This window comes from Lysobacter sp. A378 (genome assembly GCF_054052125.1).
In genome coordinates this window covers 138,635-164,867 of record NZ_JBSVRK010000004.1, presented here as the reverse complement: position 1 = coordinate 164,867, position 26,233 = coordinate 138,635, and the positions used below count along the sequence as shown (strand labels likewise).

The 26,233-nt window shown below is 66.8% G+C and carries 27 protein-coding genes; all 27 read right to left on the bottom strand.

What is annotated here, in order from left to right; genetic code table 11:
- The 27 genes from ACW7G1_RS13600 to ACW7G1_RS13470 all read right to left on the bottom strand — a co-directional run bounded on the left by ACW7G1_RS13600 (nucleotide 1) and on the right by ACW7G1_RS13470 (nucleotide 26,152).
- A complete protein-coding gene (locus tag ACW7G1_RS13600; RefSeq protein WP_456980287.1) occupies nucleotides 1-741 on the bottom strand; it encodes a flagellar motor protein in 741 nt (246 codons plus the stop codon).
- Between the two features lie 27 nt (nucleotides 742-768).
- Nucleotides 769-2,571 carry a chemotaxis protein CheA gene (locus ACW7G1_RS13595; protein WP_456980286.1) on the bottom strand — a complete coding sequence of 601 codons (1,803 nt, stop codon included), beginning with the start codon at nucleotides 2,569-2,571 and terminating at the stop codon, nucleotides 769-771.
- A gap of 4 nt (nucleotides 2,572-2,575) precedes the next feature.
- Nucleotides 2,576-3,184 (bottom strand): protein phosphatase CheZ, encoded by a 609-nt coding sequence (locus tag ACW7G1_RS13590; RefSeq protein ID WP_456980285.1) that lies wholly within the window; start codon nucleotides 3,182-3,184, stop codon nucleotides 2,576-2,578.
- Nucleotides 3,181-3,573, bottom strand: a complete 393-nt coding sequence (gene cheY, locus ACW7G1_RS13585; RefSeq protein ID WP_456960794.1) for a chemotaxis response regulator CheY — start codon at nucleotides 3,571-3,573, stop codon at nucleotides 3,181-3,183. The genes ACW7G1_RS13590 and cheY overlap by 4 nt, the downstream gene beginning before the upstream one ends.
- A gap of 56 nt (nucleotides 3,574-3,629) precedes the next feature.
- Nucleotides 3,630-4,382 (bottom strand): RNA polymerase sigma factor FliA, encoded by a 753-nt coding sequence (locus ACW7G1_RS13580; protein WP_456980284.1) that lies wholly within the window; start codon nucleotides 4,380-4,382, stop codon nucleotides 3,630-3,632.
- Nucleotides 4,379-5,278, bottom strand: a complete 900-nt coding sequence (locus ACW7G1_RS13575) for a MinD/ParA family protein (protein ID WP_456980283.1) — start codon at nucleotides 5,276-5,278, stop codon at nucleotides 4,379-4,381. Before ACW7G1_RS13575 ends, ACW7G1_RS13580 begins: the two co-directional genes overlap by 4 nt.
- Nucleotides 5,265-6,905, bottom strand: a complete 1,641-nt coding sequence (gene flhF / locus ACW7G1_RS13570; RefSeq protein ID WP_456980282.1) for a flagellar biosynthesis protein FlhF — start codon at nucleotides 6,903-6,905, stop codon at nucleotides 5,265-5,267. Before flhF ends, ACW7G1_RS13575 begins: the two co-directional genes overlap by 14 nt.
- Nucleotides 6,906-6,946: 41 nt before the next feature.
- Nucleotides 6,947-9,019 carry a flagellar biosynthesis protein FlhA gene (flhA, locus tag ACW7G1_RS13565; RefSeq protein WP_456980281.1) on the bottom strand — a complete coding sequence of 691 codons (2,073 nt, stop codon included), beginning with the start codon at nucleotides 9,017-9,019 and terminating at the stop codon, nucleotides 6,947-6,949.
- A gap of 8 nt (nucleotides 9,020-9,027) precedes the next feature.
- On the bottom strand, nucleotides 9,028-10,176 hold the full coding sequence (gene flhB, locus ACW7G1_RS13560) for a flagellar biosynthesis protein FlhB (protein WP_456980280.1): 1,149 nt from the start codon (nucleotides 10,174-10,176) through the stop codon (nucleotides 9,028-9,030).
- Nucleotides 10,177-10,243: 67 nt separating this feature from the next.
- Complete coding sequence (gene fliR, locus ACW7G1_RS13555; protein ID WP_456980279.1) at nucleotides 10,244-11,032, bottom strand: flagellar biosynthetic protein FliR; 789 nt, start codon at nucleotides 11,030-11,032, stop codon at nucleotides 10,244-10,246.
- A gap of 15 nt (nucleotides 11,033-11,047) precedes the next feature.
- The gene (locus ACW7G1_RS13550; protein WP_456960800.1) at nucleotides 11,048-11,317 is read right to left on the bottom strand and encodes a flagellar biosynthetic protein FliQ; all 270 of its coding nucleotides are present in this window, start codon (nucleotides 11,315-11,317) and stop codon (nucleotides 11,048-11,050) included.
- A gap of 4 nt (nucleotides 11,318-11,321) precedes the next feature.
- Nucleotides 11,322-12,134, bottom strand: coding sequence for a flagellar type III secretion system pore protein FliP (gene fliP / locus ACW7G1_RS13545; RefSeq protein ID WP_456962908.1), 813 nt, complete (start codon nucleotides 12,132-12,134; stop codon nucleotides 11,322-11,324).
- Nucleotides 12,135-12,151: 17 nt separating this feature from the next.
- Complete coding sequence (gene fliO / locus ACW7G1_RS13540) at nucleotides 12,152-12,724, bottom strand: flagellar biosynthetic protein FliO (RefSeq protein ID WP_456980278.1); 573 nt, start codon at nucleotides 12,722-12,724, stop codon at nucleotides 12,152-12,154.
- Between the two features lie 59 nt (nucleotides 12,725-12,783).
- On the bottom strand, nucleotides 12,784-13,137 hold the full coding sequence (gene fliN / locus ACW7G1_RS13535) for a flagellar motor switch protein FliN (protein WP_456960802.1): 354 nt from the start codon (nucleotides 13,135-13,137) through the stop codon (nucleotides 12,784-12,786).
- Entirely contained in the window at nucleotides 13,134-14,141 is a 1,008-nt protein-coding gene (fliM, locus tag ACW7G1_RS13530; protein ID WP_456980277.1) for a flagellar motor switch protein FliM, read from the bottom strand. The genes fliN and fliM overlap by 4 nt, the downstream gene beginning before the upstream one ends.
- Before the next feature lie 10 nt (nucleotides 14,142-14,151).
- Nucleotides 14,152-14,640 carry a flagellar basal body-associated FliL family protein gene (locus ACW7G1_RS13525; protein WP_456980276.1) on the bottom strand — a complete coding sequence of 163 codons (489 nt, stop codon included), beginning with the start codon at nucleotides 14,638-14,640 and terminating at the stop codon, nucleotides 14,152-14,154.
- Nucleotides 14,641-14,970: 330 nt separating this feature from the next.
- Nucleotides 14,971-16,092 (bottom strand): flagellar hook-length control protein FliK, encoded by a 1,122-nt coding sequence (locus tag ACW7G1_RS13520; protein ID WP_456980275.1) that lies wholly within the window; start codon nucleotides 16,090-16,092, stop codon nucleotides 14,971-14,973.
- Complete coding sequence (gene fliJ, locus ACW7G1_RS13515) at nucleotides 16,089-16,547, bottom strand: flagellar export protein FliJ (protein WP_456980274.1); 459 nt, start codon at nucleotides 16,545-16,547, stop codon at nucleotides 16,089-16,091. The genes ACW7G1_RS13520 and fliJ overlap by 4 nt, the downstream gene beginning before the upstream one ends.
- A 5-nt stretch (nucleotides 16,548-16,552) precedes the next feature.
- Entirely contained in the window at nucleotides 16,553-17,959 is a 1,407-nt protein-coding gene (gene fliI, locus ACW7G1_RS13510) for a flagellar protein export ATPase FliI (protein WP_456980273.1), read from the bottom strand.
- The gene (locus tag ACW7G1_RS13505; protein ID WP_456980389.1) at nucleotides 17,956-18,597 is read right to left on the bottom strand and encodes a FliH/SctL family protein; all 642 of its coding nucleotides are present in this window, start codon (nucleotides 18,595-18,597) and stop codon (nucleotides 17,956-17,958) included. Before ACW7G1_RS13505 ends, fliI begins: the two co-directional genes overlap by 4 nt.
- Nucleotides 18,598-18,602: 5 nt before the next feature.
- Nucleotides 18,603-19,589: a flagellar motor switch protein FliG gene (fliG, locus tag ACW7G1_RS13500; RefSeq protein ID WP_456980388.1), complete on the bottom strand. Its 987-nt coding sequence runs from the start codon at nucleotides 19,587-19,589 to the stop codon at nucleotides 18,603-18,605.
- A gap of 25 nt (nucleotides 19,590-19,614) precedes the next feature.
- The gene (gene fliF / locus ACW7G1_RS13495) at nucleotides 19,615-21,258 is read right to left on the bottom strand and encodes a flagellar basal-body MS-ring/collar protein FliF (protein WP_456980272.1); all 1,644 of its coding nucleotides are present in this window, start codon (nucleotides 21,256-21,258) and stop codon (nucleotides 19,615-19,617) included.
- Between the two features lie 92 nt (nucleotides 21,259-21,350).
- Entirely contained in the window at nucleotides 21,351-21,722 is a 372-nt protein-coding gene (gene fliE / locus ACW7G1_RS13490) for a flagellar hook-basal body complex protein FliE (protein ID WP_456980271.1), read from the bottom strand.
- A gap of 371 nt (nucleotides 21,723-22,093) precedes the next feature.
- The gene (locus ACW7G1_RS13485; RefSeq protein WP_456980270.1) at nucleotides 22,094-23,497 is read right to left on the bottom strand and encodes a sigma-54 dependent transcriptional regulator; all 1,404 of its coding nucleotides are present in this window, start codon (nucleotides 23,495-23,497) and stop codon (nucleotides 22,094-22,096) included.
- Nucleotides 23,494-23,895: a response regulator gene (locus ACW7G1_RS13480; RefSeq protein WP_456980269.1), complete on the bottom strand. Its 402-nt coding sequence runs from the start codon at nucleotides 23,893-23,895 to the stop codon at nucleotides 23,494-23,496. Before ACW7G1_RS13480 ends, ACW7G1_RS13485 begins: the two co-directional genes overlap by 4 nt.
- A 16-nt stretch (nucleotides 23,896-23,911) precedes the next feature.
- Entirely contained in the window at nucleotides 23,912-25,366 is a 1,455-nt protein-coding gene (rpoN, locus tag ACW7G1_RS13475) for an RNA polymerase factor sigma-54 (RefSeq protein ID WP_456980268.1), read from the bottom strand.
- Between the two features lie 156 nt (nucleotides 25,367-25,522).
- Nucleotides 25,523-26,152, bottom strand: a complete 630-nt coding sequence (locus ACW7G1_RS13470) for a response regulator (RefSeq protein WP_456980387.1) — start codon at nucleotides 26,150-26,152, stop codon at nucleotides 25,523-25,525.
- Nucleotides 26,153-26,233: the final 81 nt, after the last annotated feature.

Genomic DNA, 26,233 nt, shown 5'->3' with positions numbered 1-26,233 from the left:
TCAGTGTACGAAGCCGTTCAGCCGGATCTCGATGTTGCGCGGATTCTCGCCCTGGGCAATGGCGATCAGGCCTTCGATGATCATCTCGCGTTCTTCGGTCTGCTGGTTGATCAGGCCCTTGAGCTTGCTGGCGGCCGGCAGCAATGCCAGGTTGGCGGTGCCGATGCCATAGATGGTGGCAGTGAACGCGGCCGCGATGCCGGCCCCCAGCTTGCTGGGATCGGCCAGGTTCTTCATCACCGCGATCAGGCCCATTACCGCACCGATGATTCCCAGGGTGGGTGCGTAGACGCCCATGCCCTCGAACACCTTTGCCGCCGCCAGGTCGCGGCTGGATTGTCCGTACAGCTCGATCTCCAGCATCTGCCGAATCGTCTCGGGCTCCAGTCCGTCAACGACCATTTGCAGGCCCTTGCGGACGAACAGGTCCTCTTGCGCTGCGATCTCGGGTTCAAGCCCGAGCAGCCCCTGGCGGCGCGCGACCGTGCTCCATTCGACGATCCGGATGATCATGGCGCGGCGGTCATGCGCGGGTGGCAGGAACACCCAGCGCACGATCTTCATCGCGCGCATGAAGGTGTCCATCGGTGTCTGCACCAGGATAGCGGCCAGGGTGCCGATGATTACCACCACGAATGCTGCCGGCGACCACAGTCCCGACAGGCCCGCGCCCTTGAGCAGGCTGCCGCCGACGAGGGCGAACAACGCAAGTACGGTGCCGATGACGCTGAGTCTGTCCATACTGTCCGTTAACGGTGCTGGTGGGGATTACTTGAGTCGCGACGTGCCACGCACGCCGGTTCGATACAGCGCGTCCACGTCCAGGATCAATGCCATCCGGCCGTCGCCAATCAGACTGGCGCCGGCATAGCCCGATAACCCGCGCAAGGTGCGTGGCAAGGCCTTGATCACCACTTCCTCGCGACCGCGCACGCGGTCTACCGACAGGCAGAATCGCTGCTCGCCGGCTTGCAACACGACCACGGTGCTGCCCGCAGTCGCCTCGGGTTCGACACCCAGCCAGCCGCGCAGGCTCAACAGCGGCACCGGTTGTTCGCGCAGGTCGAGTACCTCCTGGCCATCGATCGACATGGGCGCTCCGGGCAGTTGCGCAAGCACCTCCATTACCCGGACCAGGGGCAAGGCATAGACGTCGTTGTCGACCTCCACCAGCAAGGTCGGAAGAATCGCCAGGGTCAGCGGTACCTGGATTACGAAGCGCGAGCCGTGCCCAGGTTCCGACTGGATCTGGACCCGGCCGGACAACTCGTGGATGCGTGATTGCACCACGTCCATGCCTACCCCGCGCCCGGACAGGTCACTGACCTCGGCGCGGGTGGAGAAGCCCGGCAGGAAAAGCAGTTGCAGGCACTCGTCCGGCGACAGTCTGGTTGCGGCGTCGGCATCGACCAGGCTTTTGCGCACGGCAATGTCGCGGATCCGGTCCGGGTCGATTCCGGCGCCGTCATCGCGGACCTCGATGACCACGTGGTCGCCTTCCTGCTGTGCGGACAAGCGCACGTGGCCTTGCTCGGGCTTGCCTGAGTTGCGCCGCGCCTCGGGTGACTCGATGCCATGGTCGATCGCATTGCGCACCAGGTGCACCAGCGGGTCGGCCAGCGCCTCGACCAGATTGCGGTCCAGCTCGGTCTCCGCGCCAACGACTTCCAACTCGACATTCTTCTGCAGTTGCCGCGCGACATCGCGGGCGAGCTTGGGAAAGCGGGCGAACACGCGGCCGACCGGCTGCATTCGCGCCATCATCACCGCTGACTGCAGGCGCGAGGTCGCGCCGTCCAGCGCGCCGACCGCGCGATCGAGTTCCTCGTCATGCAGTCGCGGACGCAAGGTCTTCAGGCGGTTGCGCGCCAGTACCAGCTCCCCGACCAGGTTGACCATGGTGTCGAGGCGGCGCACGTCGACACGCACCGTCGGCTCGTCCTGGTGCGCCGGGGCGGCAGGCTTGCGCGGCTTTGGTGGGCTGGGCGCCGCCGGTTGAGCCGGTGGTGGCGCGGGCACGGCTGCAGGGATGGCCGCAGGCGGCTCCGGCGTCGCTGCAGGCGACACCACGCCGGGTGTGCCGCCGCTGCCGTGCAGGCTGTCGAGCAATGCCTCGAAGTCGAGCTCATCCAGGTCGTCGCCGCCGGGGGCGGCTGGCGATTTGATGTCGTGGTTTGCCGGAATTCCGGTTATGGCCGCATCGACCCGCAGGCTGTCGATCAATGCTTGGGGTGCGGGCGTCATCGGCTCGCCGGCGGAGACGCAATCGAGCATGTCGACCAGCAGGTCCAGGGCCTGCTGGGAGCCGTCGAAGGCAGCGGCATCCAGCACCGCATCGCCGGTACGTGCCAGGTTCAGTCGATCCTCCACCGCGTGGCAGATCGTCACCATGGCCGGGAAATCCAGGAACCCGGCGCCACCCTTGATGGTGTGGAAACCGCGGAACACCGAGTTCAGGCATTCACGATCGGCGGGCGCGTGCTCCAGTGCGACCATCTGCTCGCCAAGTTGATCGAGGATCTCGCGCGCCTCGACCAGAAAGTCGGCGCAGATGTCGGACGCGGTGTCCATGCCGCTATAGCCCCAGCGACGACAGCAGTGTGTTGGCGTCGTCCTGGCTGACAGGCTCCGGATCCAGGCCGGCGATCGCGGGGCCGTGGCCACGGTTGGAAGCTTGCGGCGCAATGCCGGACTCCTCCTGGCCGACCACCTCACCCAGCCCGACGTGCACGGCGCGTACCAGCGAGACCACGCGCAGGATGATCTGCCCGGTAAGGTCCTGGTAGCCCTGGGCGGCGGTCAGCTCCGACAGTCGCGAGCGGATGCCGAGCATGGCATCGCGTTGCGTATCGTCCAGCGGCGTGGGCAGCTGGCGCAGCAGCGCGCTGCATTCATCGACCAGGTCCAGCGAGCGCATGCTGGCGCGTTCGGTGAGGGTGACCACGTGCTCCAGCCGCGCGCAGGCGTCGGGCAGCGAGGTTGCATTGGGTTGCGCGTTGCCATCCTCGCCGAACGCCTGCTCCAGTTCGCGTGCGAGTCGGGACAGCCCCTGCACGAATGGTTGGGTACGCCATTGGATCAACGCATCGACGTTCTCTCGCCAGCCGTCATGGTCGTCGTTTTCCAATGCCCACAGCGCGGCGTGCAGGCGTTGGGTGATGACCTGTCGGTCGTCGCTGTTCACGCGCCCGCCCCGAGGCGCTCGAATACCTTGCCCAGCTTGTCGCCCAACGTCGCGGCGGTAAACGGCTTGATGACGTAGCCGTTCACGCCGGCTTGCGCGGCTTCGATGATCTGCTCGCGCTTGGCCTCGGCGGTGACCATCAGCACCGGCACCTTGGCCAATGCGGGATCCTTGCGGATCGCCTTCAGCAGGTCGATGCCGGGCATGCCGGGCATGTTCCAGTCGGTGATCACCAGGTCGAAGCTCGCCTTGTTCAGCTCTACCAGGGCGGTGGTGCCGTCGTCGGCTTCGGCCGTGTTGGTGAAGCCAAGGTCGTTGAGCAGGTTCTTGACGATGCGGCGCATCGTGGAGAAGTCGTCGACGATGAGGATGCGGATATTCTTGTCCATGGGTCTGGAGGCACTCGGGAAGCGGTTGAAAATGATGATTCGATTGCGGCGATGGTTCAGTCACTCGGGTCCATGGCGGTGTCGCGCCACTCGCCCAGTCGCGCGCGCAGCCGCAGCATCGACTGGCCGTGGATCTGGCACACGCGTGACTCGCTGATCGACAGCACGCCGCCGATCTCGCGCATGTTCAGCTCTTGCTCGTAGTACAACGACAGCACCAGCTGTTCGCGCTCGGGCAGCTCGCCGATGGCTTCGCCGAGTGAGTCCCGGAACTCGCCATAATCGAACGCGCGTGCGGGGTTGGCATCGCCAGCGGCGGCCACGCGCGGTTCGCCGTCGTGCTCGTCGGTGTGCGCATCAAGACTGATCAACTGGCCGCGCGAGGATTCCTCCAGCATGCGGTAGTACTCATCCAGGCCGATCTCCAACTCACCAGCAACCTCCTGCGCGGTGGCGGCGCGGCCGGTGGCCTGCTCAATCCGGCGGGTCGCGGCGATCACGTCGCGATAGCGGCGATGTACCGAGCGCGGCACCCAGTCGCCACGCCGGATCTCGTCGATCATCGAGCCGCGGATGCGGATCGACGCATAGGTCTCGAATGCCGCGCCCTGGTCGTCCTGGAAGTTTCGTGCAGCGTCCAGCAAGCCGAGCATCCCGGCCTGGATCAGGTCATCGACCTCGACGCTCGATGGCAATCGTGCCGCGAGGTGGTGGGCAATGCGACGGACCAGCTCGCCGTGGCGCTCGACCACTTCGGATGCATCCTGGCGCGGCAAGCTGGCGCGATAGGCAGCGGCGGCATGACTCATGCGATGGCTCCCCGGGCGGGCGTGATCAACCGTTCCATGTAGAACTCGACATGCCCGCGGGGGCCTGGCGGGGACTGCCATTGGCCGGCGCGGCGGGTGATGTCACGGAACGCCATCGCCGAGGGACTGGACGGGAACGCCTGGGTTACCGCCTCCTGGCGCTGAATGGCGCGGCGCAACCATTCGTCGCGGGGAATCGCGCCCAGGTAGTTCAGGGTCACGTCGAGAAATTTCGATGCGACCCGCTCCAGCTTGCCAAACAGCTGGCGGCCCTCGCCGGGGTTGTTGACCTGGTTGGCTAGCACCTGGATGCGACTGACCCCGCGGTCGCGATTGAGCACCTTGATAAGCGCATAGGCATCGGTGACCGAAGCCGGCTCGTCGCACACCACGACGATCACGTCCTGCGCGGCCTGGCAGAAGGTCAGCACGCTGTCGGCAATGCCGGCGGCGTTGTCGATCACCATGGCGTCGATTGGCAGGTCCAGCTGGCTGAAGGCATGCACCAGGCCAACATGCTGTTGTGGCAGCAGCTCAACCATGTGGCGCTTGCCCGAGGCAGCGGGCACGACCCAAAGTCCACCCGGGCCTTCCAGCAGGGTGTCGCGCAGTTCGCAGCGCTCGGCGAATACATCGGCCAGGGTGAACCGCGGTGACAAGCCGAGCATGACGTCGACATTGGCCAGGCCCAGGTCGGTATCCAGCAACAAGGTGCGCTGGCCGGAGTTCTGCAGCGACATTGCCAGGTTGACCGATACGCTGGTCTTGCCCACGCCGCCCTTGCCGCTGGCCACGGCAATGACCCGGACCGGGGCCGCGCGCGCAGACGTTGTCGGCGTGGCGCCAGCAGGCTGCGCCATCATCGCGGGAACGGGTTGGAGGTCAGGCGATGGCATGGTGATCCTCGGTGACAAAGGGGTTATCGGCCGCACGGCGCAGTTTCTCCAGTTGCAGGACCAGGTTGGACGCATCGGCGGCCTCCAGATCCTCTGGAACGCTTTGGCCATGGGCGGTGTAGGTCAGGCTCAGGCCGTTGCGGATGGCGACCGACAAGGCCGCGCCAAGGCGTCCGGTCTCATCGGTCTTGGTCAGCACCACGCCTTCGGGACTGGCCATCCGGTAGCGGCGGACCAGCTCACTCATGTCATGGGGGTGTGCGCTGGCGGGCAGTACCAGCAAGCTGCGCAACTGGCGGGTGGCACGCAGCCAGGTGATCTGGCTGAGCAGCGCGCGGTCACGGGCCCCATAACCGGCGGTATCGACCAGCACCAATGGATAGTCCTGCAGCTGGGCCAGCGTCTGGGCCAGGGATTCCGGCCCGTTCGACTCGCATACGGTGATGCCGAGGCGGCGTCCATGTGCATGCAGTTGTTCGATTGCGCCCACGCGCTCGCTGTCAGTGGTCACCATGGCGACATCGCGGGCACGGTGGCGGGCGGCAAAGCGGGCCGCCAGCTTTGCCACGGTCGTGGTCTTGCCGGCGCCGGTCGGTCCGATCAGTGCGATCACGCCGCCGTCGTCGATGGGCTCGCTGCGGCTGATGGTCAGCATCCGTGCCAGCTCGGCGAGCATCGGTGCGCGCACCTTGTCCGGGTCCAGCGCCGGGTTGATCTTGGCGGCAATGGTCTGTGCCAGGGACTCGTCGCAGCCATACCCCAGCAGCATGTCGTAGGCGGCGGCACGCGCCGGGGAGCCGCGCAGGCGTTCGCTGGTGAACTGGCCCATCTCGCGCTCGATCATCCGTCGCATCGAACCCAGTTCCTCGCGCATGGCGATGATGCCGGGGTCCGGCTCGGCAACCACGTGTACCGCCGGTGGCGCGACCTTGATGCTGGCCTCGGCCGCAGCGGCCGGTGCCGGCAGGAGCGACGATATCGTCGTGGCCGGTGAGGTGGGTTCCTGGACTGGGGCCGGGTCTGGAAGATCGGCTGGCAGCAGGTCCCGGTCGGCGAGTGCATTCATCATCGCCTCGAAGTGGGTCGGTGATCCGGTTGCTGCGTTCAAGGCTGCAGCGGTCGGGGCAGCGTTGGCCTGTGGCCGCGCACCGGCAGGGCGTGACGCATTCGGGTGGAGGGCGGCCGCTGGCGGTGTGTAGCCGGTGAGCTCGGCCAGGGTCGCTTCGGCGTGTTCCTTGTCATGGCTTTCCGGGGAACCACCAATGCGGAACACGGCGCGTGCGCGGCTGGCGAAACTGTCGCGCGGTGGCGACGTCTTCGAGTCGGGGCCCGATGCCGGCGTCACGGCTGCCTTGTCGCTCGCGTCGTCGTGGTTCCGGCCCGCGTGTCCGGGGGTTGCCGGCGGCAGCTCGTCGGGCCTGGTGGCAGCCGGCGTCGGCGACAGTGCCGGCGTCGCGGCACGCAGCGCCTGATGCACCAGTGCCTCGTCGTAATCGGTCGCCGCAACGACCTCGATCCCGTCGGCGGTCGGACGCGTCGACAGGATGACCGACTCCGCCCCCTGTTCCTCGCGCACCATGCGCAATGCGCTGCGCATGTCGGTGGCAATGAAGCGCTTGATTCTCATGACGTTGTTCCCTTGTTCCCGTTATTCCAGGCCCTGGTTTGTCAACCAATCGAGCCGACCAACCGCAAACGCTTCTCTTCCGGTACTTCGGTGTAAGCCAGTACCGACAGGGCCGGTACGCTGTGCCGCACCAGCCGCGCGATGGTTGCGCGGATCCCGCCGGGCACCAGCAGGACGGCCGGTTCGCCGCGTCCCTCCTGCTGCGTCACCAGATCGTTGAGGTTCTGGTGCAGCCGCTCGGCAAGTCCTGGTTCCAACGCGGCGCCGGTGCCGTTGACCGACTCTTGCAATACCTGTTCCAGAGCCGGCGCCAAGGTATAGACGGGCAGTTCGGTCTTGAGCCCATTAAGCTCCTGGACGATGAAGCGCCCCAGTGCGTTGCGGACCGCAGCGGTCAAAGCGGCCGGGTCCTGGGTGTGCGCGCCGTGCTCCAGCAGTGCCTCCACGATCTGGCGCATCTGCCGCAGCGGCACCTTCTCCAGCAACAGCGATTGCAGTACCCGTACCACGACCGACAGCGGCAGCAACTTGGGCGTCAAGTCCTCGACGAGTTTGGGGGTCGCCTTGCCCACGCTGGCCAGCAGCTGCTGTACTTCGTCGTGACCCAGCAGCTCGGAGGCGCGTTCGCGCACCACGTGCGACAGGTGGGTGGCGACCACGGTGGCGGCGTCCACCACCGTGTAGCCCAGCGATTCGGCATGGGCGCGCTGGTCCGGCGGGATCCATACCGCATCCAGCCCGAATGCCGGGTCCTTGCCGGGGATGCCTTCCAACGGGCCAAATACCTGGCCCGGGTCGAGTGCCAGGTTGCGGTCCGGGTACAACTCGCCGGTCGCCATTGGCACTCCATGCACCAGGATCCGGTACTGGCCGGGCGACAGCTCCAGGTTGTCGCGCACGTGCACCGCCGGGATCAGGAAGCCCAGATCCTGGGTCAGCTTGCGCCGGATGCCTTTCAGCCTCGCCAGCAATTCACCGCCACGGGTCTTGTCGACCAGCGCGATCAGCTTGTATCCCACCTCCAGCCCCAGCGGCTCCACCGGGCGCACTTCGTCCCAGCTCAGCTCGGCCATGGCCTGGTTCTGGCTGCTGCCGGTGGCCGCCTCATCGGTATCCGCGGTCGCGGCGGCGGCCGTCTCGCGCCTGTGCAGTTTCCAGGCCGCATAGCCGACGATGGCCGACAGGGTCAGAAACGGCAGGTTGGGCATTCCCGGGACCACGCCGATCAGGCCCAGCAGCAAGGCGGCGACGAACAGTGCGCGCTTGTGCCCGAATACCTGCGCCGATACCGCCGGTCCCATGTCCTGCTCGCGGGTTGCCCGGGTGACCAGCATCGCGACCGCCGTGGACACCAGCAGCGCCGGCAACTGGGCGACCAAACCGTCACCGATGGTCAGCAGTGCGTACACCTGGGCCGCGCTGGAGAATGCCATGTCATGCTGGATCACGCCGATCAGGATGCCGCCGACCAGGTTGATCACCAGGATCAGAAGGCCGGCGATCGCATCACCGCGGACGAACTTGCTGGCGCCGTCCATCGAGCCGTAGAAGTCGGCTTCCTCCGAGACTTCCTGGCGCCGTGCCTTGGCATCTTCGCGCGTCAACAAACCGGCGTTGAGATCGGCATCGATCGCCATCTGCTTGCCGGGCATCGCGTCCAGGATAAAGCGTGCCGACACTTCGGCGATGCGCCCGGAGCCTTTGGTTACCACGATGAAGTTGACGATGGTCAGGATCGAAAAAACGATCAGGCCGACGGCGTAGCTGCCACCAATGACGAAATTGCCGAACGACTCGATCACGTGCCCGGCCGCGCCGGGACCTTCGTGACCATGCAGCAGCACCACCCGGGTGGAGGCGACGTTCAGTGCCAGCCGCAGCAGGGTGACCATCAACAACACCGACGGGAACACCGAGAATTCCAGCGGCCGCTTGACGTAAACCACCGCCAACAACACCACCAGGGACAGCGCGATGTTGATGGTGAACAACGCATCCAGCACCAACGGTGCCAGCGGTACCACCACCATCGCCAACATCGCCAACACCACCACCGGGGCGGCGGCTCCGTCGCGCACCGAACGGGCGAGGTCGGCTATGGAAAACCGGCTCATGGTTGCACTCACGCTGCCGGCCCCCCGTCAGCCGGGTCGACGGCGCCGTCCGCGCCTACGTCCAACGGCTGCAACGACGGAGCCGGACCGTGCGCCGGCTGCCAGCGCTTGAGCTGGTACACGTAGGACAGTATCTGTGCGACTGCAGCGTAGAGTTTCACGGGGATTTCCTGGTCGACCTTGGCCTGCCTATACAAGGCGCGTGCCAGCGGCGGTGCCTCGACCACGGTGATGCGGTGCTTCCCGGCCACGTCGCGGATCATCAATGCGGTCTCGTCCACACCCTTGGCGACCACCCGGGGCGCACGCATGTTGTCGGGGTCGTACTTCAGCGCGACTGCGTAGTGGGTCGGATTCATCACCACCACGTCGGCGCTGGGCACCGCCTCCATCGTCTGGCGTTGCGACAGTTGGCGTGCGACCTGGCGCACCCGGGCCTTGATCTCAGGGTTGCCCTCGGTCTGCTTCATCTCGTCGCGGACTTCCTGCTTGGTCATCTTCAGCTTGCTGCGGTGCTGGTAGCGTTGCCACGGCACATCGATGGCGGCAATCAACGCCAGCGAACCCGACATCGCCAGCAGCGCGGTCATCGCGGTGTGCAGGCCGGTGTCGATGGCGACATGCAGTCCCATCCGGGGCATCAGCAACAGGTTGTCGACCGCGCCGATGATGACCAGGGCGCCGGTGCCAACCACCAGCAGCACCCGCAGCATCGAACGCAGCAGCTCGGCGAAGCCGTCCTTGCCATAGATGCGCTTGAGGCCCGAGGCCGGGTTGAGACGCTTGAAATCCGGTTGCAATGCCTTGTTGGAGAAGCGGATGCCGCTCATCAGGGCCGGCGCGATCAGGCAGGCCACCAATGCGGCGGCCAGCACCGGCAACACCGGCAGCATCAGTGAAATGGCCAGGGTCACCGCGTGTGTGATCAAGCGGTCGGGGTGGCCGAGGATGGCCGGATTGAAGGCCAGCGCGCCGCCCAGCCAGCTCTGCGCCGCGGTGCCGATTCCCGGCGCCAGCAACATCAATGCCGTCGCGGTGATCCCCAGCACGGCCACGTTGGCGAGTTCCCGGGAGCGCGGGACATCGCCTTTTTCACGAGACTCGCGCAGGCGCTTCTCGGTCGGTTGCTCGGTGCGGTCCTCTTGATCGCCGGACATGACAGGGTTCCTGCTGTGGCCACTGAGTGGCCAGTCGGGTACAGCGCGACCGGCAGGCTGAGAGCGGTCAGCCGGTCAATGCGCGCGCCGCCAGGAAGGCTTCCCCGAACAGTCGCTGTATCGGCTCCTGCAGTTCCCGTGCCAGCAACCCCAGCAAGACCAGTCCAACGACCAGGGCCACCGGCAGGCCGATCGCGATCGGGTTGAACGCCGCGGCGGCGCGCGAGAGCACGCCGAAGGCCAGGTTGGAGGTCAACAGCGCCATCATTACCGGCAGCGCCAGCAACAATCCCGCCCGCAGGCAGGTGGCGAAGAATGCGGGCAATGCCGCCAGGAAACCGTGCAGGTCAACCAGCGGCGCGCCGATTGGCAGCGTCCGGTAACTGTCGGCCAGCAGCTCGACCAGCGCGAGGTGGGCATCGAGGGCGAAGAACAGCAACCCGAAGGTCAGGTAGAACCACTGCGATAGCACCGTCGACGATGCGCCGCTCAACGGATCCGCCAGGGTCGCGAACGACAGCCCCATGCCCTGGCTGACCAGCTCGCCGGCCAGTTGCCCGGCCTCGAAGGCGAGCCGCAGCATCAGTCCAATGGCGATGCCGACTGCCAGTTCCCGCACAACGGTAAGGACCGTTGTCGCGTCGATCGCGGCGATGGGCGGGACGGGCAGCACGGTGGACATCGTCGCCGACAGCGCCAGGGCGACGATCAACCGCGCCTGCACCGGCATTCCGCGGCCGCCGATCATCGGCAATGCCAGCAACGTCCCGCCTATGCGCAGCAGGTACCACAGCACCTGGCCAAGCATGCCGAACAGGTTCAGTCCATCGATGGCGGTGGCGGTCGCCGGGTCCATCGCGCGGGTTCCCGGTCAGCCAATCAAGTGCGGGATGCGCTGGTACAGGCCGATGGTGAACGCCACCATCTTGCCGAGCAGGAAGTGCCCGGTCAGTGCCAGTATCGTCGCCAATGCAATCGCCTTCATCACGAACGCGATGGTCTGCTCGTTCACCTGGGTGGCGGCCTGGATGATGCCGACCACCACGCCCACGACCAATACCGCCAGCAGGGGAGGGGCGCCCATCAACAGCGCCATTTGCAGGCCGCGGCCAATCTCCGTGATGGCGGTTTCCGGTGTCATCGTCCTACACCGCGTTGAAGCTGGCAGCGAGTGAACCGACCACCAGGATCCAACCATCCACCAGCACGAACAGCAGGATCTTGAACGGGGCGGAGATCAGCATTGGCGAGAGCATCATCATGCCCATCGACATCAGCACGCTGGCGACCACCAGATCGATGATCACGAACGGGATGTAGACCAGGAACGCGATCTCGAACGCGGTTTTCAGCTCACTGGTCAGGAACGACGCCGCCAGCACCCCGAACGGCACGTCCGACGGTCCTGCGTACGGGCCGCTGCCGGACAGCCCGGCAAAGGTCATCAAGTCGTTCTCGCGGACCTGGGCCAACATGAAACCGCGAAACGGTTCGATCGAGGCGGTCCAGGCGCTGCGGAAATCCATCTGGTCATTGAGGTAGGGGGATATGCCTGCGGCCCAGGACTGGTCGAACACCGGCATCATGATCATGGTGGTCAAAAACAGCGCCAACGCCAGCAGCACCTGGTTGCTGGGGGTCTGCCCGGTGCCGAGCGCCTGCCGCAACAGGCCCAGCACGATGATGATGCGGGTGAAGGCCGTCAGCCCGAGCAATGCCGCCGGCAGCAGGGTGATGCCGGTCATCAGCAACAACACCTGCAGCGGCAGGCTGACCGGTTCGCCGCCGATATTGCCCACTGTCACGTTTGGCAACGTGGGGGTGGTCGTCGCGGCAGGCGATGGCGCCGTTGCCGGTGCGGCCATGGGCGTGGTTGACGCGGGCGCCGTCTGCGCCGCGACGGTCGGGGCCAGTAACAGCGCGGCGACAAACAGCACTACGCCGAGCAGTCGCGACATCCGGGCAGTGACCCGGCTCACGGCTTTTTGCCGAAGTGTTGTGAAAGCAACTGGGCGAACGGTGAGGGACCGCTGTTGGGGGATAACGGTAGCGGCGCGTCGAGGGTATGCAGGGTGCGGGTGCCACCGGGGCCGACCCCGAGCAGGAGCTGGGTCTGGCCGATCTCGACCACCACCACCCGGTCACGCGGGCCCAGTGCCAGCGACCCGACCACGCGCAGTGCCGGGTTGCCGGCCCCCGCGACACCAACGCCTGGCATCCGCCGGGCCAGCCACGCCAATCCGAGGATCAGCGCGACCACCAGCAGCAGCGCGAGCACGCCGCCACCCACCGCGCCGGCGCCGCCGGAACCACTGGTTTGCGGCGGCGCGAACACCGGCGTCGGCGCTACCGACGCGGTGCTCGTGCGTGCCACTGGCAGGGGCAGCGGCACGAGGTTGGCGGTGGTATCAACGGAAGCGGTGACCCGCGCGAAAGCGCCGGTGGAATCCACCGCTGCAGCCGCCACAGCCCCGTCATTCACCACAGCCCCGTCATTCCCGCGCAGGCGGGAAGCGCTCCACAACAGCCCAAAGGGCTGGTCATCCATGGACGTGGCTGTAGACGTGGCCGCCGCAACCGCCGCCGCCGCAGTGTCGGCCGCGGGGCTCATCGCAGTCGCTTGATGCGCTCGGCGGGGCTGACCACATCGGTCAGTCGCACGCCGAAGCGGTCGTTGACGACCACGACCTCGCCCTGGGCAATCAGGGTGCCGTTGACGAACACATCCAGCGGCTCGCCCGCGCCACGCTCCAGCTCAACCACCGAGCCCTGGTTGAGCTGCAGCAGGTTGCGGATCGGGATGCGGGTGCGCCCGACCTCCAGCGACAGCGATACCGATACATCCAGGATCACGTCCAGGTTCAGGTCGGTGGCCCGGCCGTCGCCGTCGGCGGTCAGGGTGTCGAACGCGGCGCGCGAGGTTTGGCCGTCGTCGGTCTGTGGGGTGTCTGTCGGGTTCATGGCGTTGTCAGGCTTTCGAAAGTGGGGAGGGCGCGGGCGGGGTGGACGGTGCCGATCTTGATGGCGTTATGGCCGTTGTGACTGCCGAACTGGCCGGTGAACAGCGCGGTCTGTTCAACGTTCAAGGTCACCGTGTCGGGCAGATGGATCGGAATCACGTCACCGATCTTGAGTTGGCACAACTGGCGCAGGCTGATCTGGCATTGGGTCAACGAGCTGCTGAGCTCGACCTGCGCGTCCTGCAACTGCGCGCGCATGGCCCGGGTCCAGCTTTCATCGCGCTCCACCCGGTCGCTTTGCACGCCGGCGTCCAGCTGTTCGCGGATCGGTTCGAGCATCGAGTAGGGGATGGACACGTGGAACTCGCCGCCGCCGCCTTCCAGTTCGACATGGAAGCGGCTGACCACGATGTACTCGCGCGGGCTGATGATGTTGGCGAAGTGCGGGTTGACCTCCGAGTTGAGGTATTCGAATTCGACCGGCAGCACCGGTGCCCAGGCGTCCGTCAGGTCGGCGAAGGTCTGCTTCAACAACAGCTGGATGACCCGCATCTCGGTGGGGGTAAACTCGCGGCCTTCGATCTTGGCCGGGTACTTGCCGGCGCCGCCAAAGAAGTTGTCGACCACGGTGAATACCAGCCGCGGCTCGAACATCACGATGGCGGTGCCACGCAGTGGCTTCATCTTCACCAGGTTCAGGTTGGTCGGCACCTGCAACGAGTGCATGTACTCGCCAAAGCGCATCAGGTCGACCCCGCGTACCGACAGATCGGCCGAGCGTCGCAGCAGGTTGAAAAGGCCGACCCGCCAGGTGCGGGCGAAGCGCTCGTTGATCATCTCCAGGGTGGGCAAGCGACCACGGACGATGCGGTCCTGACTGGCGAAATCGTAGTTGCGCGCCTCGTTGGGAGCTGCGGGCGCGTCCTCATCGACATCAACTGCACCGCTGTCGACGCCGTGCAGCAGGGCGTCGATTTCGTCTTGGGAGAGCAGGTCGGAGCTCATCGCAGGTGTCCTACTGGGTCACGAAGCTGGTGAAATAAACCGCTTCGAGCTTGCTGGCGGTGGTCTCGGTCTTCAGTAGCGTGCGCACTTCGTCGGCGGCGGTCTTCTGCAACCGTTCCTTGGCGCTGCGCTGGGCCAGCTGGTCGGCGGAGTACTGCCCAAACAGCAGCAGCAGGCGGTTGCGGATGGCCGGTGCATGCAACTCCATCGCCTTGGCGGTGGCGTCGTCGCGGGTCATCAGCTGCACATCGGCCTGCAGGTAGCGCACCGCGTTGGTGTCAGCCAGGTTGACCACGAAGGCCGGCTCCAGCGCGAAGTAGATCGCCGGCTTGCGTGGCGAAGGTTGATCGGCCGCTGCTGCGGCTGCAGCGGCGGCAACCGGTGCTGCCACGGCACTGGAGTACCAGAACCATCCGCCGCCGGTGGCCAGTATCAGCACCAGGGTAGCGACAAGGATCCACGGCAGCTTGCTGGAGGACGATGGTTTCTTGGATGGCACGCGACAACTCCGGGATGCGGGGGTTGCCAAGGCAATGCAAGGGGTGTGCCGCAACTCCGGCGACGGGCAGTGACGGGGATTTGACGCGTGCAGGAGTTGTCGCTGGTGGCGGCGGTTTTGCCGCCCCGTCAGGTGGAGGCGGTTTGACCGCCCCGTCATTCCCGCGAAAGCGGGAAGTGCTCCACAACAGCCCAAAGGGCTGGTCATCCATGGACTTTGGGCGGTTGAGTAGCAACGTCCTTGGATCCCCGCCTTCGCGGGGATGACGGGATGACGGAGATGACGGAGATGACGGAGATGACGGGGGAAGTGGCGTTGTCCGGACCTTAGCTAGGCGTACTCGTCCAGTAACCCGCGACGCAGGATGGTTGGAATCGGGGTGTCCATGATGTCGGCGTCGCGTCGGTCGGAGCCGGCATCGGTCACGTAACCGGCGCTGCTGTTCGATTGCCCACTGCCAACGTCGGACTGGGCCAGTTGCAAACCCTGTTGCCCGAGCATGTCGCGCAGGCGGCCGACGCTGGCTTCCAGTGCCTGCCGCACGTCGGCATTGGCGGAGTTGAATTCGGCACTGACCCGGTTGCCGTCGATATGCAGCCGCACATCGATCGGGCCGAGGTGGTCCGGGCTGACCCGGATCTCGGCGCGGCCGATGCGCTGATCGGCCAGCCAGCCGATGCGTGCGCCGAGTGCGTCATCAAAGCCCGAATCCGGATCGGCCGGCATCGGGATGGGTGTCGCCGCCGTCGCCGCCGCTGCACGGACCGGACTGTTGCCGGTGAGCGGTTGGGGGGGGAGGGAAAACTCGATGGCATCCGCATCGGCCCCCACCGTTGGCGCCGCCGGGAGTGATTTGCCGGCGTCATCGGCGGCTGCCAGGCCCATCGCGCGGGCGAAATCGGCTACCGGAAACGCACCGTCGGCGGAGGCGGCATTGGCGTTGGCGGCCAACGTTGCATTGGTGGCTAGTGTCGTTGGTCCAAGCGCGAAGGCCGGCAGCTTGAGGTCGGAATCGGTGGCCGCCAGCTGGCCCAGCGCTTTCCCTGCCGAGGCCACCGATGCGGTCAATGTTGTCGAGTCTGCCGCCAGCGCCAGGCTGGCATCCGCGCCGGTTGCGAGTGCGGTCGGGGTAAGTGGTGCCGGGGCGGGCCAGTGGCCTCCCAGCATGGCCAGGATCCGGTCGGGGGATTGGTCTTCGTCCGTGGTTTTGTCCGCATCCGCCGGCTGTCGGTCGTGTGTATCGTTGGCGACGGTGGGGGTCTTTGCTTCCTTCGTCGCCGCGTCGCTGGCCGCACCGTTGCCGGCCGAAGACTTGGCCAATACACCGGCGAAGCCACCGCTATCGCTGTCGCGCGCTGAGTCTTTGGTGGAGCTTCGGGAAGCGCCCGCTGTCGGCGCGCTGCCGGCGGACGTGCTGGCAGCACCTGCGCCAACTCCGCCGGCGGCCATCATGCAGCCGGCTCCGGCTCCGGCTCGCCGCGGCGGCTGCTGGATACCCGTCGTGCGCCCAGATCATCCATCTCGCGCTGGCTGCGCTGCTCGACCGTGCGGGATTCTTCGGCACGGTAGCTGGCCGACAACTTCTCCAGCACGTGGGTCTCGCGACTGGCCAGTAGCAGACGCGTGCGTTCCACGTCGCTTTGTTGACGGGTGTCGCTGACCACGCGGCTTTGCTGGGCAATGGCGGTATCCAGGCGCTCGCGGAATGCCAGTCGGTTGGCCAGCAATGCCGGGCTGGTGAGGCTGGAGCCGCCGGGCACTGCGTACTCCAGTGCGTAGCGGCGCAGCGCGTCCAGGCGTGCCTGCTGCTCAACCACCGCGCGGTCGCGTTCGGCGACCTCGCGGGCGACGTCGTCCTGGCGTCGCTGCTTCACTTTCAACAGTGGATCCAGTCGTTGCGATCGCATGTCGGTCAGGTCTCCTGCGGGTTGGGGGTCGGGGATTGCGGAATGTCGGGCGCATCGTCAAGCAGGCGGGCGAGTGCGGCGCGGCTGGCGTCGACATCGGACGCCTCGCTGACGTCCTGTCCCAGGAATGCCTGGATTGCGGGCCAGCGGGCGACAGCCTCGTCGACCGCCGGATCGCTGCCGCGCTGGTAGGCACCGATGGCGATCAGGTCGCGCTGGGCCGAGTAGGCCGCCAGCAGCCGGCGCAGCTTGCGGATACGTTCGCGCCACGGCGCGTCGGTGATGTCCTGCATGACCCGGCTGACCGAAACCTCCACGTCGATGGCCGGGTATTGGCCGGCGTCCGCGATGCGGCGGGTCAGCACGATGTGGCCGTCGAGGATTGCGCGGGCGGCGTCGGCGATCGGCTCCTGTTGGTCGTCGCCCTCGGTCAACACGGTGTAGAAGGCGGTGATCGAGCCGCGGCCGTCGGCGCCATTACCGGCCCGCTCCACCAGTTGCGGCAGCTTGGCGAAAACCGATGGCGGATAGCCGCGGGTGGTCGGCGGCTCGCCTACCGACAGCCCGATCTCGCGCTGTGCCTGGGCAAAGCGGGTCAGCGAATCCATCAGCAGCAGCACATGCAGCCCCTGGTCGCGGTACCACTCGGCGATGGCCGTCGCCCGTAACGCGCCGTGCAGCCGGGCCAGTGGTGGCCGGTCGGCCGGGGCGGCGACGACCACCGCGCGGCGCATGCCCTCCTCACCGAGAGTGGCCTCGACGAAGTCGCGTACCTCGCGGCCGCGCTCGCCGACCAGGCCGACCACGATCACGTCGGCGGCGGTGTAACGGGTCATCATGCCCAGCAGCGTCGACTTACCGACACCGGAGCCGGCGAACAGGCCGATGCGCTGGCCGCGGCCAATCGGCAGCAGCGCATTGATTGCGCGCACGCCGACGTCCAGCGAGCGGGTGATCGGCTCGCGCGTCAGCGGGTTGATGATCTGTCCGCCCAGCCCGACCCAGTTCTCCGGGCGCAGCGGGCCGCGACCGTCCAGCGGTACGCCGTCGCTGTCGATCACGCGCCCCAGCAGCCCTTCGCCCACGGCCACCTCGCCGCGCTGGCGGGTGGTCACCACCCGCGCGTTGGGCAACAGACCGGCCAGGTCGGCGGTGGGCATCAGGAAGGTGCGGTCGCCGGAAAAACCAACCACTTCGGCGTCGACCCAGCGACCGCCGGAGGTCTCCACCCGGCAACGCGAACCCAGCGGCGCGCTGCAACCGGAGGCTTCCAGGGTCAGTCCGACCGCACGCCGCAACACGCCTTCGCGGGCGAGACCCAGCGAGGGGGGGTGCGGGTTGATGGTGCCCAGCCGCGCTGAAAGGCGCAGGTTGCGCATTTCTTCCCACTGGTCGGCGGCGATGCGGCTCATGGGGTGTCCTCGGCGTTCGTGTTGGCGTCGGTCTCCATGGCCGCGTCGAGGCAGGCCTGCAGGCGCGCGGCGAGGGTGCCGTCGATGCGGACGCTCTCGCTGTGCAACCGCAGTTCGCCGCGGGACAGGGTGCTGTCCTCGCTCAGGCGCACGCCGCTGAGCCCCATCAGGTGCGGCGCCAGCACGCCCAGGTCATCGGGGTGCAGGCGCAGTTCGATCTCGCGCGAGCTGGTGCCGACCGCATCCAGCGCCTCACGCACCAGGTCGGCCAGCAGGGTCGGGTCGGCGCGGTAGGTACGGCCGAGCAGGTTGCCGGCGATGCGCACGGCCAGCTCGCCCAGCGCGTCGGCCACCTCATCGTCCAGGCGTGCCAAGGGGCGGGTAAAGCCGTCCAGGATGCCTTCCATCTGGGCGGCCATCTTGCGTACTTCGCACTGGCCGCTGGCCAATCCTTCAGCATGGCCGGCGGCGTAGCCTTCGTCTCGCGCCGCCTGCTCCAGTGCCTGCAGCTCTTCCACGCTCGGTCGGACCGGTGCCGCTTCGGCTGCCGCCTCAGGTACGGCCGGACTTGCGCCGCACGTGGCCATCGATTCCAGGTCCGGTGCGGTCCAGCGCACCAACTGCGCGGGATTGGCCATGACCGTCATACGAAGGCCTCCGTCTTGGCGGCCAGCTGGATCGCGCCGCTATCGGCCAGTCGCCGGACTTCGGCCAGGATCTCCTTCTGCGCAGCCTCCACCTCGGCCAGGCGCACCGGTCCGCGCGCCTCCATGTCCTCGATCAGGATATCGGCCGCGCGCTGGGACATGTTCTCGGTGATCTTGGTACGCACCTTCTGGTCGGCACCGCGCAATGCCAGCCCGAGTTTCTCGCTGGGGATCTCGCGCAATACGGTCTGTATGGCGCGGTCATCGAGTTCGACCAGATTCTCGAACACGAACATCAAGTCGCGGATCTGGGCGCTCAGTGGCTCGTCGATCTGGCTGATATTGCCCAGGATGGTCTCGTCCTGGCCGGAGTCCATGAAGTTGAGGATGTTGGCCGCAACCCGCACGCCGCCGATGTTGGAGGACTTGATGTTCTGGTTGCCGGCAAACTGGCGCGCCATGACCTCGTTGAGTTCGTTGAGCGCATTGGGCGGTATGCCGTCAAGGGTGGCAATGCGCAGCAGCACGTCGGCGCGCACGCGTTCGGCCAGGCACTTGAGCACCTCGGCGGCCTGGTCCTCGTCCAGGTGGGACATCACGATGGCGATGATCTGCGGGTGCTCGTTGCGCACCAGCTCGGAGATCGCGCGCGGCTCCATCCACTTCAGCGTGTCCAGCCCGGTGGTGTTGCGCCCGGCCAGGATACGGTCGATCAGGCTGCCGGCGCGCTCCTCACCCAAGGCCTGGTTGAGCACGGCGCGGATGTAATCGTCGGCGCCCGAGCCCAGGGCGCTGGGCTGGGCAAGGGTCTCCACGAAGTCGTCAAACACCGTGCCGACGGTCTCCCGCGACACGCCGCCCACCGACGTCATCGCCATGCCGAGCTTTTGCACTTCCCGCGCGCCCATGTGTTTGAGCACCTCGGCGGCCTGCGCCTCGCCCAGTGACAGCAAGACCACGGCGGCACGCTGCACGCCGGTCAGCGGTTCTTGTTTCATCGTCCTGGGCTCAGCCATCGGTTTCCACCCAGTTGCGAATCACGTTGGCGACACGCTTGGGGTCGTTGCTGACTGCCGTGCGCGCCACCTGCAGTTTTTCGTCGAAGTTCATGGAGACCTCCTGCGCGTCCCCGTCCAGGCGGGGGGCGGACGGCGCAGACAACGTGACCGGTACGTCCTCGTCATCCTCGATCAATGTGGCGATCGCGGTGCGTGGCTTGACCGGACCCATCAGCTGGCGCATGGCGGGGCGCAACACGGTGAAGATCAGCATCAACACCGCCAGTCCGCCCAGGGCGATACGAAGCAGCTCCTTGAGCCGGGGGTTCTGCCAGAACGGCGACTCCATCGGCTCGTCCAGGTGGCCCTGGTTGAACGGCGCGTTGACCACGGTGACCATGTCATCGCGTTGGGTATCGAAGCCGATGGCTTGTTGTACCAGCGACTTGATGCGCTCCAACTCGGCATCGGTGAGGGGGCGCGAAGTCTGCTTGCCGTCCTTGTCGACAGCGGTGGGGAGGTTGTCTACCAATACCGCGGCGGTTACCCGTGTGATCCGGCCGGGCGCCTGCCGGGTGTGGGTCAGGGTGCGGTCGATCTCGTAGTTACGTACCGCGGTACGGCTGCCGGTGAGCGTGTCGTCGGCGGCTTGGGCAGTGGCTGGTGCCGCGGCCGCTTGCGCGGCATCAGGGGTGTTGCTGGCGCTGCCCGGCACGCCGCCCGGTGGCGTCTTTGCGCTGAGGTCGCCGGATTCGGAGACCTGCTCGCTGCGTACGATTGCCGCCTCGGGGCCATAGATCTCGCGCGCCTGCTCGCTCTGGGAGAAGTCCATTGCCACGCTTACCTGGGCGCTGACCCGCCCCGGGCCGGTCATCGGCGCCAGCAACTCCTGGATGCGCTGCACGTAAACCGCTTCCTGGCGGTGTTGCTGCTCGAAACGCTTGGCGCCGATGGCCGAGCCGCTGTCGGGATCCGGGTTGGACAACATGCGGCCAAACTGGTCGACCACGGTCACGCTCTCCGGTGGCAGGGTCGGGATGCTGCCCGATACCAGGTGCACGATCGCGTTGACCTGACCGGCCTCAAGCACGCTGCCGCTGCGCAACTGCAGCACCACCGATGCGCTGGCCGCCTCCTTCTGGCGGGTAAACGCGCTGGGTTTGGGTATTGCCAGGTGGACGCGCGCCTCGAGCACCGGACGCAGGTTGCCGATGGTGCGTGCCAGTTCGGTTTCCAGCGCATGCTGGTAGCGCGCGTTCTCCACGAACTGGCTGGTGCCAAAGCCCTGGTCGCCCTGCAATGACTCGAAGCCACCGCCGGTCTTGGCCGGCAATCCCGCCGAGGCCAACGCCAGCTTGGCCTGGCCACTCTGGTCGGTGGGCACCGCCAGCGAGCCGCTGGAAGCGTCGACCCGGAACGGAATGTTCGCGCTGCGTAACAAGTCGGACGCTTCGCTGGTGGACTTCGCGTCCAGCCCGGCGAATACCGGCACGTAGTCCGGGCGCTGGGTCCAGAAGAACAACCACAGGCCGATCGCGATGGCGGCGGCCACCAGCGCAAACGTGCCCATCTGGCGGACCACCGGGATGTCCTGCAGCGGGCCGAGCTCGCGCAGGTTGGTGATCGCAGTCTTGGGAAGGGAAGTGGCGCTCATTGTTGCGGTCTCGAATGTGCGGTACTACGTCGGCAATCGGGTTGGCATCACACAGGCATGTATCAAACAGGCATGCATTACACCGGCACGCATTACACCGGCATGTTCATGACGTCCTGGTAGGCCTGGACCAGGCGGTTGCGCACTTCGGCGGTGGCCTTGAAGGCGACCGATGATTGCTGCATGGCGACCATCACCCGCGCCAGGTCCGCGCGCGGGTCACCCATCTCGAACGCCTGTTGCAATTGCGCGGAATTGTTCTGCGCGTGGCTGACGCTATCCAGCGCGTGGTTGAGGGTTTCCGAGAACCCCGGAGCTTTCGTTTCACCGACCCGGCCGGGCCCGTCGGCATGGAATCCGCCGGGCTGGATCGCGTTGCTGGCCGGCGCATCGCCCAAACGGCCGCTTGCCTGCGCCTGATGGGCACGGATCTGGGAAAGAATCGAGGAAATCGCATCGCTCATGGCCGGGCTTCAAGCGTCTTGGGTAGCTGCCCATGACGATGCAAGCCGTGTGCCAGAGCCGTGCCGGGATCCCGTCGCCGGATTACTGTCTTTGCCGACCCTTGCTTTTGATCGTCACTTCCGCGAAAGCGGGAGCCCATGGACGTTGTTGATCAGCGGGCTGAAGTCCATGGATTCCCGCTTTCGCGGGAATGACGGTGGGTTGATCGGGGACGACGGTGGATGTCGGGAATGAGGGTGGATGGTCGGGGACGACGGTGGATGGCCGGGAATGAGGGTGGATGGCCGGGAATGAGGGTGGATGGTCGGGGACGACGGTGGATGGTCGGGATGACGAGCAGAAGCCGAGGTGTTCAGGCTTTCCTTAAGGCTCAGCGCTCGATGCCGTACTTGCGCAGCTTTTCCACCAGGGTGGTCCGGCGCAGGCCCAGCAGGGGGGCGGCGTGGGCTACCACGCCGTCGGCCTGGTCCAGTGCGGCGCGGATCAGTTCCAGTTCGACGTCGGCGATGTGTGAGCGCAGGTCCATGCCTTCCGGCGGCAGGGTGGCGCGTGGCGACAGGGTGGCGGCAGGGTGGGGGTCGAGCACCGACTCGCGCACGGGCTCTTCGTCCGGCAGCTCCGGCATTGCCGCGCGGTAGCGTGCGGGCAGGTCGGTCGCGCGGACAGTCTCTGCAGGGTGCAGCACCGCCAGTCGTTCCAGCAGGTTGCTCAACTCGCGCACGTTGCCCGGCCAGGCATAGTGACGCAGGGCATCCACGGCACCGTCACTCAGGGCGACCTGGCCACGGCCGGCCTCGCTCAGCTGGCGGGTAATCGCCGCGATCAGCTCGGGCAGGTCGTCGCTGCGCTCACGCAGCGGCGGCATCTCAATGGGGAATACATTGAGCCGGTAGAACAGGTCCTCGCGGAACTTGCCATCGGCGATGTGCGACTCCAGGTTGCGGTGCGTGGCGGCGATGACGCGCACGTCGCACTTGATGGTCTGGTTGCCGCCGACGCGCTCGAAGGTGCGCTCTTGCAGCACCCGCAGCAGCTTGACCTGCATCGGCATGCTCATGTCGCCGATTTCATCCAGCAGCAAGGTGCCGCCGTCGGCCATTTCAAAGCGGCCCTTGCGCTGGGTCAGGGCACCGGTGAAGGCACCTTTCTCATGGCCGAACAACTCACTTTCCAGCAAGTCGGCGGGGATGGCGCCGCAGTTGATCGCCACGAAAGGCCGGTCATGGCGCCGCGAGCGCGCGTGCACGGCGCGTGCGGCGACTTCCTTGCCGGTGCCCGACTCACCCAGGATCAGCACGGTGGTATCAAACGGGGCCACCTGGTCGATCATCCGCGACAGTCGCAATGCCGCGGCGCTTTTCCCGGTGGGGCCGCCGGTAGTGGATCTGGGTTGCTCGTCCTCGTTGATGCGCTTCAGGCTGGCGCGGCGGAGCGCTTCCTGCAGTTCGGTCCGGCGGATCGGGTAATGCAGCGGCCACACCGCCTCCGGATGCACGGCAGTGCGCCAACCGGCGTCGTCGGCATTGCCGGGCAGCACCATCAGCGGCGGATGCAAGGGCTGGCGGGCCAGCCAGTCCACCAGGCCCGGCCACGCCGGATCGCCCTCCACGTCGCCCACGACCACCGCGACCCAATCACTGGGTCGGGCCTTCTTGAGGTCGATGTCGCCGGGCTCGGCCAGCCTTGGGGTGAAGTCCATGAACTCCAACAACGTCGCGACCCGCTCGGCGCGCTCCATGTCGTTGTCCAGCACCAGGATGCGGGATTCACTCACGGTGCTACCTCAGTGGTGCCGGCGTCCGCGCCGCCCACCACCGCCTCCAGCAATGGCATGACGTCATGCAGGTAGGAAAGCTTGCTGACGAATGCATCCGCGCCGGCCCGCAGCGCGTGCTCGCGGTGCTCGGCATCGTCGAAATGGCTGGCGATCACCACGTAGGGTGGCTTGTCCTGGGCCTTGATCAGGCGGGTTGCCTGCAGCCCGCCCATCTCCGGCATCGCCAGGTCCATCAACACCACGTCCGGCAGCAGTGCCTCGCATTGGGCAATGGCTTCGATGCCATTGGCCGCCGAGCCGACCACGTTGACCCAGTCGACCCGGCGCAGGTGGCGGATGGCGGCGTTGATGAAACCTTCGTGGTCGTCGACCAGCAACACGGTGAGGGTGCGCATGAGGGGTTACTCCAGTTCAGCTGGCGGTGGTGGTAGGCGCCGGGCGTTGACGCGAGCGTGCGGGGCCGATGCAAAGTTGGCCGCGGTACTTCGCCACGGTGCGGCGCGCAATGCAAACCCCCTGGCGTTCCAGCAGGCCGGCAATGGTGTCATCGGCCAGCGGTGCGTGTGGGGGCTCGGCATCAATCAGGCGCCGGACCATCGCCTTGACCGCGGTTCCCGATACGCTCGCGCCTTCCAGCCGGACGGCGAACAGGCGCTTGAGCTCCAGGGTGCCGCGCGGGGTCTGGATGTACTTGCCGGTGGTGATGCGCGAGACGGTGGACTCGTGCATCCCGATTTCGTCGGCAACCTCGCGCAGGGTCAGCGGCACGATTGCCTCCTCGCCGCGTTCCAGGAAACCACGTTGGCGCTCGATCAGCACCTGTGTGGTGCGCAGTAGGGTGTCGTTGCGCATCGCCACGCCGCGCACCAGCCAACGCGCCTCGTCGAGCAGGCCACGCAGCACGCTCTGGTCACCCGGTGCGCCGTCCAGGGCGCGCGCGCAATGGGCGGCAACGCGGATGCGCGGGGTGGCTCGGCCGTTCAGGGCGACCCGCCACCGTCCGCCCAGAAAACGCGCCACCACGTCGGGCGTGATGTAGGGCGTTGCGGCGTCGGTGGGTTCCTCGACCGGGCAGGGACTCAGGCTGAGGATCAATCCGGTGGCGCGCTTGATAGCGTCCGGGGTGGCATCCAATGCGGCGGCCAGCGCGGGCTGATCGTGCGCGGCCAGCAGGTCGATGTGGTGGGCAAGGATGCGGTCGGCCAGGGCGTAAGTGGCCAGCTCGCGCGCGACGGGATCGCCCGGATGTGTCCCAGTTCGTTCGGCCTGTTGGCGTTGCCGGGCCAGCTGCGCACGCAGGCACTCGGCTGCATCGACCGCCGCCATCCCTGGCCACGGGCCGTTGAGCAGCCGCAAACGCAGGGTTTTCATTGCCGGCCGGGTAATCGACAGCTCACGGGCCCCGGCGGCTACCAGCCCGGCCAGCGGGTGTTCCAGGTAACCGCGGTCATCGCACTGGTCCAGCCACCACTGGGCACCACGCAGGTCGTCGATATCCCAATCCAGGGCCAGCTCCTGCAGCAGGCGGACCCGTGGGTCGGTGGAGCTGCCGGCCGCGATCCGCGCGGTGGCGTCGTCGTCGCCCGACGCACTGCCAGACGCTGCCGAGGTGTAGATCGGCTCGGGCAGCTCGTCCCAGGCACCGGCGTCCAGCGTCGCATCGTCGCCGTCAGCCTCCTGGACGCTGGCGTCGGTTTCCCCGATCTCGTCGGCGTCATCGTGCTCCAGCATTGGATTGAGCTCCAAGGCCTGCAGCAGCTCCATTTCCAACTGTGGGGCAGATAGTTGCAGCAGCCGGATCGACTGCAACAGTTGCGGCGTGAGGTTGACGGTTTGCGTCAACTGCCCGTGGACGGTTTGTTTCACAGATCCCCCTGTGGTGATGCCGTACGCGCGGTACGGATCCTGCAGGGCTGATCTTGCCTCGTCGGTGACAGATAACGAATCGGGGCAAACCCGAGTCAGGTAGGGGTTATCCCGAATGCATGTAGGGGTTTTCCGGACCTGGTGCCGGTTTTGCGGCTACAAACCGCCCGCGTGCAATCCCAGGGCGATGCGCAGCAACTCGGTGGCGTTGGGACAGCCCAGGGTTTCCATCATCCGCGCACGGTGGGTTTCAACGGTCTTGACGCTGATGTTCAGGTCGCCGGCGATCTGCTTGCTGCTGCGGCCGGCACCCAGCGCGGCCAGGATCTCGCGCTGGCGCGGGGGCAACGCATCCACCCCCGTCACCGCTCTGGAGCGCCCGCCGCGCAGCTGGGGCGCAGAGACCTGCGGGCTCAGGTAAGTGCGCCCGGCGGCCGCGGCGCGCAGGGCGATGTCCAGCTCGGCGGGTGCGGCCTCCTTGACCACGAAGCCGGACGCCCCTCGCGCCAGCGCCTCGCGGACATGGGAGGCATCGTCGTGCATCGACATGATGACCACCGCGGTGTCGGGACAGACCTGGCGCAGCTCATCCAGGGCCTGGAACCCATTGCGGCCGGGCATTGACAGGTCAAGCAGGACCACGTCGGGGAGGGTTCTGCGTGCTTGTATCACCGCCTCGTCAGCGCTGGCGGCTTCGGCGACCACCTCCATCGCATCGAAGGATTCCAGCAACCGGCGCAAGCCGGCCCGGACCAGGGTGTGGTCATCGCAAATCAGTACGCGCAGCAAGTGAACCTCTCGCGGGACGCGCTCCAACGGGACGTGGAGACGAGTTCACTTTAGCCCAACCGTCCCGTTCCCATTGCC

Bases quoted from the DNA above. Each gene is read 5' to 3' on its own strand.
- fliJ (WP_456980274.1), bottom strand. From the start codon at position 16,547: ATGCGATCGCAACGACTGGATCCACTGTTGAAAGTGAAGCAGCGACGC.
- fliI (WP_456980273.1), bottom strand. From the start codon at position 17,959: ATGAGCCGCATCGCCGCCGACCAGTGGGAAGAAATGCGCAACCTGCGC.
- ACW7G1_RS13575 (WP_456980283.1), bottom strand. From the start codon at position 5,278: ATGCCATCGCCTGACCTCCAACCCGTTCCCGCGATGATGGCGCAGCCT.
- ACW7G1_RS13595 (WP_456980286.1), bottom strand. From the start codon at position 2,571: ATGGACACCGCGTCCGACATCTGCGCCGACTTTCTGGTCGAGGCGCGC.
- flhA (WP_456980281.1), bottom strand. From the start codon at position 9,019: ATGAGCCGGTTTTCCATAGCCGACCTCGCCCGTTCGGTGCGCGACGGA.
- ACW7G1_RS13520 (WP_456980275.1), bottom strand. From the start codon at position 16,092: ATGATGGCCGCCGGCGGAGTTGGCGCAGGTGCTGCCAGCACGTCCGCC.
- ACW7G1_RS13550 (WP_456960800.1), bottom strand. From the start codon at position 11,317: ATGACACCGGAAACCGCCATCACGGAGATTGGCCGCGGCCTGCAAATG.
- ACW7G1_RS13505 (WP_456980389.1), bottom strand. From the start codon at position 18,597: ATGGCCAATCCCGCGCAGTTGGTGCGCTGGACCGCACCGGACCTGGAA.
- ACW7G1_RS13480 (WP_456980269.1), bottom strand. From the start codon at position 23,895: ATGCGCACCCTCACCGTGTTGCTGGTCGACGACCACGAAGGTTTCATC.
- fliE (WP_456980271.1), bottom strand. From the start codon at position 21,722: ATGAGCGATGCGATTTCCTCGATTCTTTCCCAGATCCGTGCCCATCAG.
- flhB (WP_456980280.1), bottom strand. From the start codon at position 10,176: ATGTCCGGCGATCAAGAGGACCGCACCGAGCAACCGACCGAGAAGCGC.
- fliN (WP_456960802.1), bottom strand. From the start codon at position 13,137: ATGAACCCGACAGACACCCCACAGACCGACGACGGCCAAACCTCGCGC.
- cheY (WP_456960794.1), bottom strand. From the start codon at position 3,573: ATGGACAAGAATATCCGCATCCTCATCGTCGACGACTTCTCCACGATG.
- fliP (WP_456962908.1), bottom strand. From the start codon at position 12,134: ATGTCGCGACTGCTCGGCGTAGTGCTGTTTGTCGCCGCGCTGTTACTG.
- fliR (WP_456980279.1), bottom strand. From the start codon at position 11,032: ATGGACCCGGCGACCGCCACCGCCATCGATGGACTGAACCTGTTCGGC.
- fliF (WP_456980272.1), bottom strand. From the start codon at position 21,258: ATGAGCGCCACTTCCCTTCCCAAGACTGCGATCACCAACCTGCGCGAG.
- fliM (WP_456980277.1), bottom strand. From the start codon at position 14,141: ATGAGCTCCGACCTGCTCTCCCAAGACGAAATCGACGCCCTGCTGCAC.
- ACW7G1_RS13580 (WP_456980284.1), bottom strand. From the start codon at position 4,382: ATGAGTCATGCCGCCGCTGCCTATCGCGCCAGCTTGCCGCGCCAGGAT.
- flhF (WP_456980282.1), bottom strand. From the start codon at position 6,905: ATGAGAATCAAGCGCTTCATTGCCACCGACATGCGCAGCGCATTGCGC.
- fliO (WP_456980278.1), bottom strand. From the start codon at position 12,724: ATGGATGACCAGCCCTTTGGGCTGTTGTGGAGCGCTTCCCGCCTGCGC.
- ACW7G1_RS13600 (WP_456980287.1), bottom strand. From the start codon at position 741: ATGGACAGACTCAGCGTCATCGGCACCGTACTTGCGTTGTTCGCCCTC.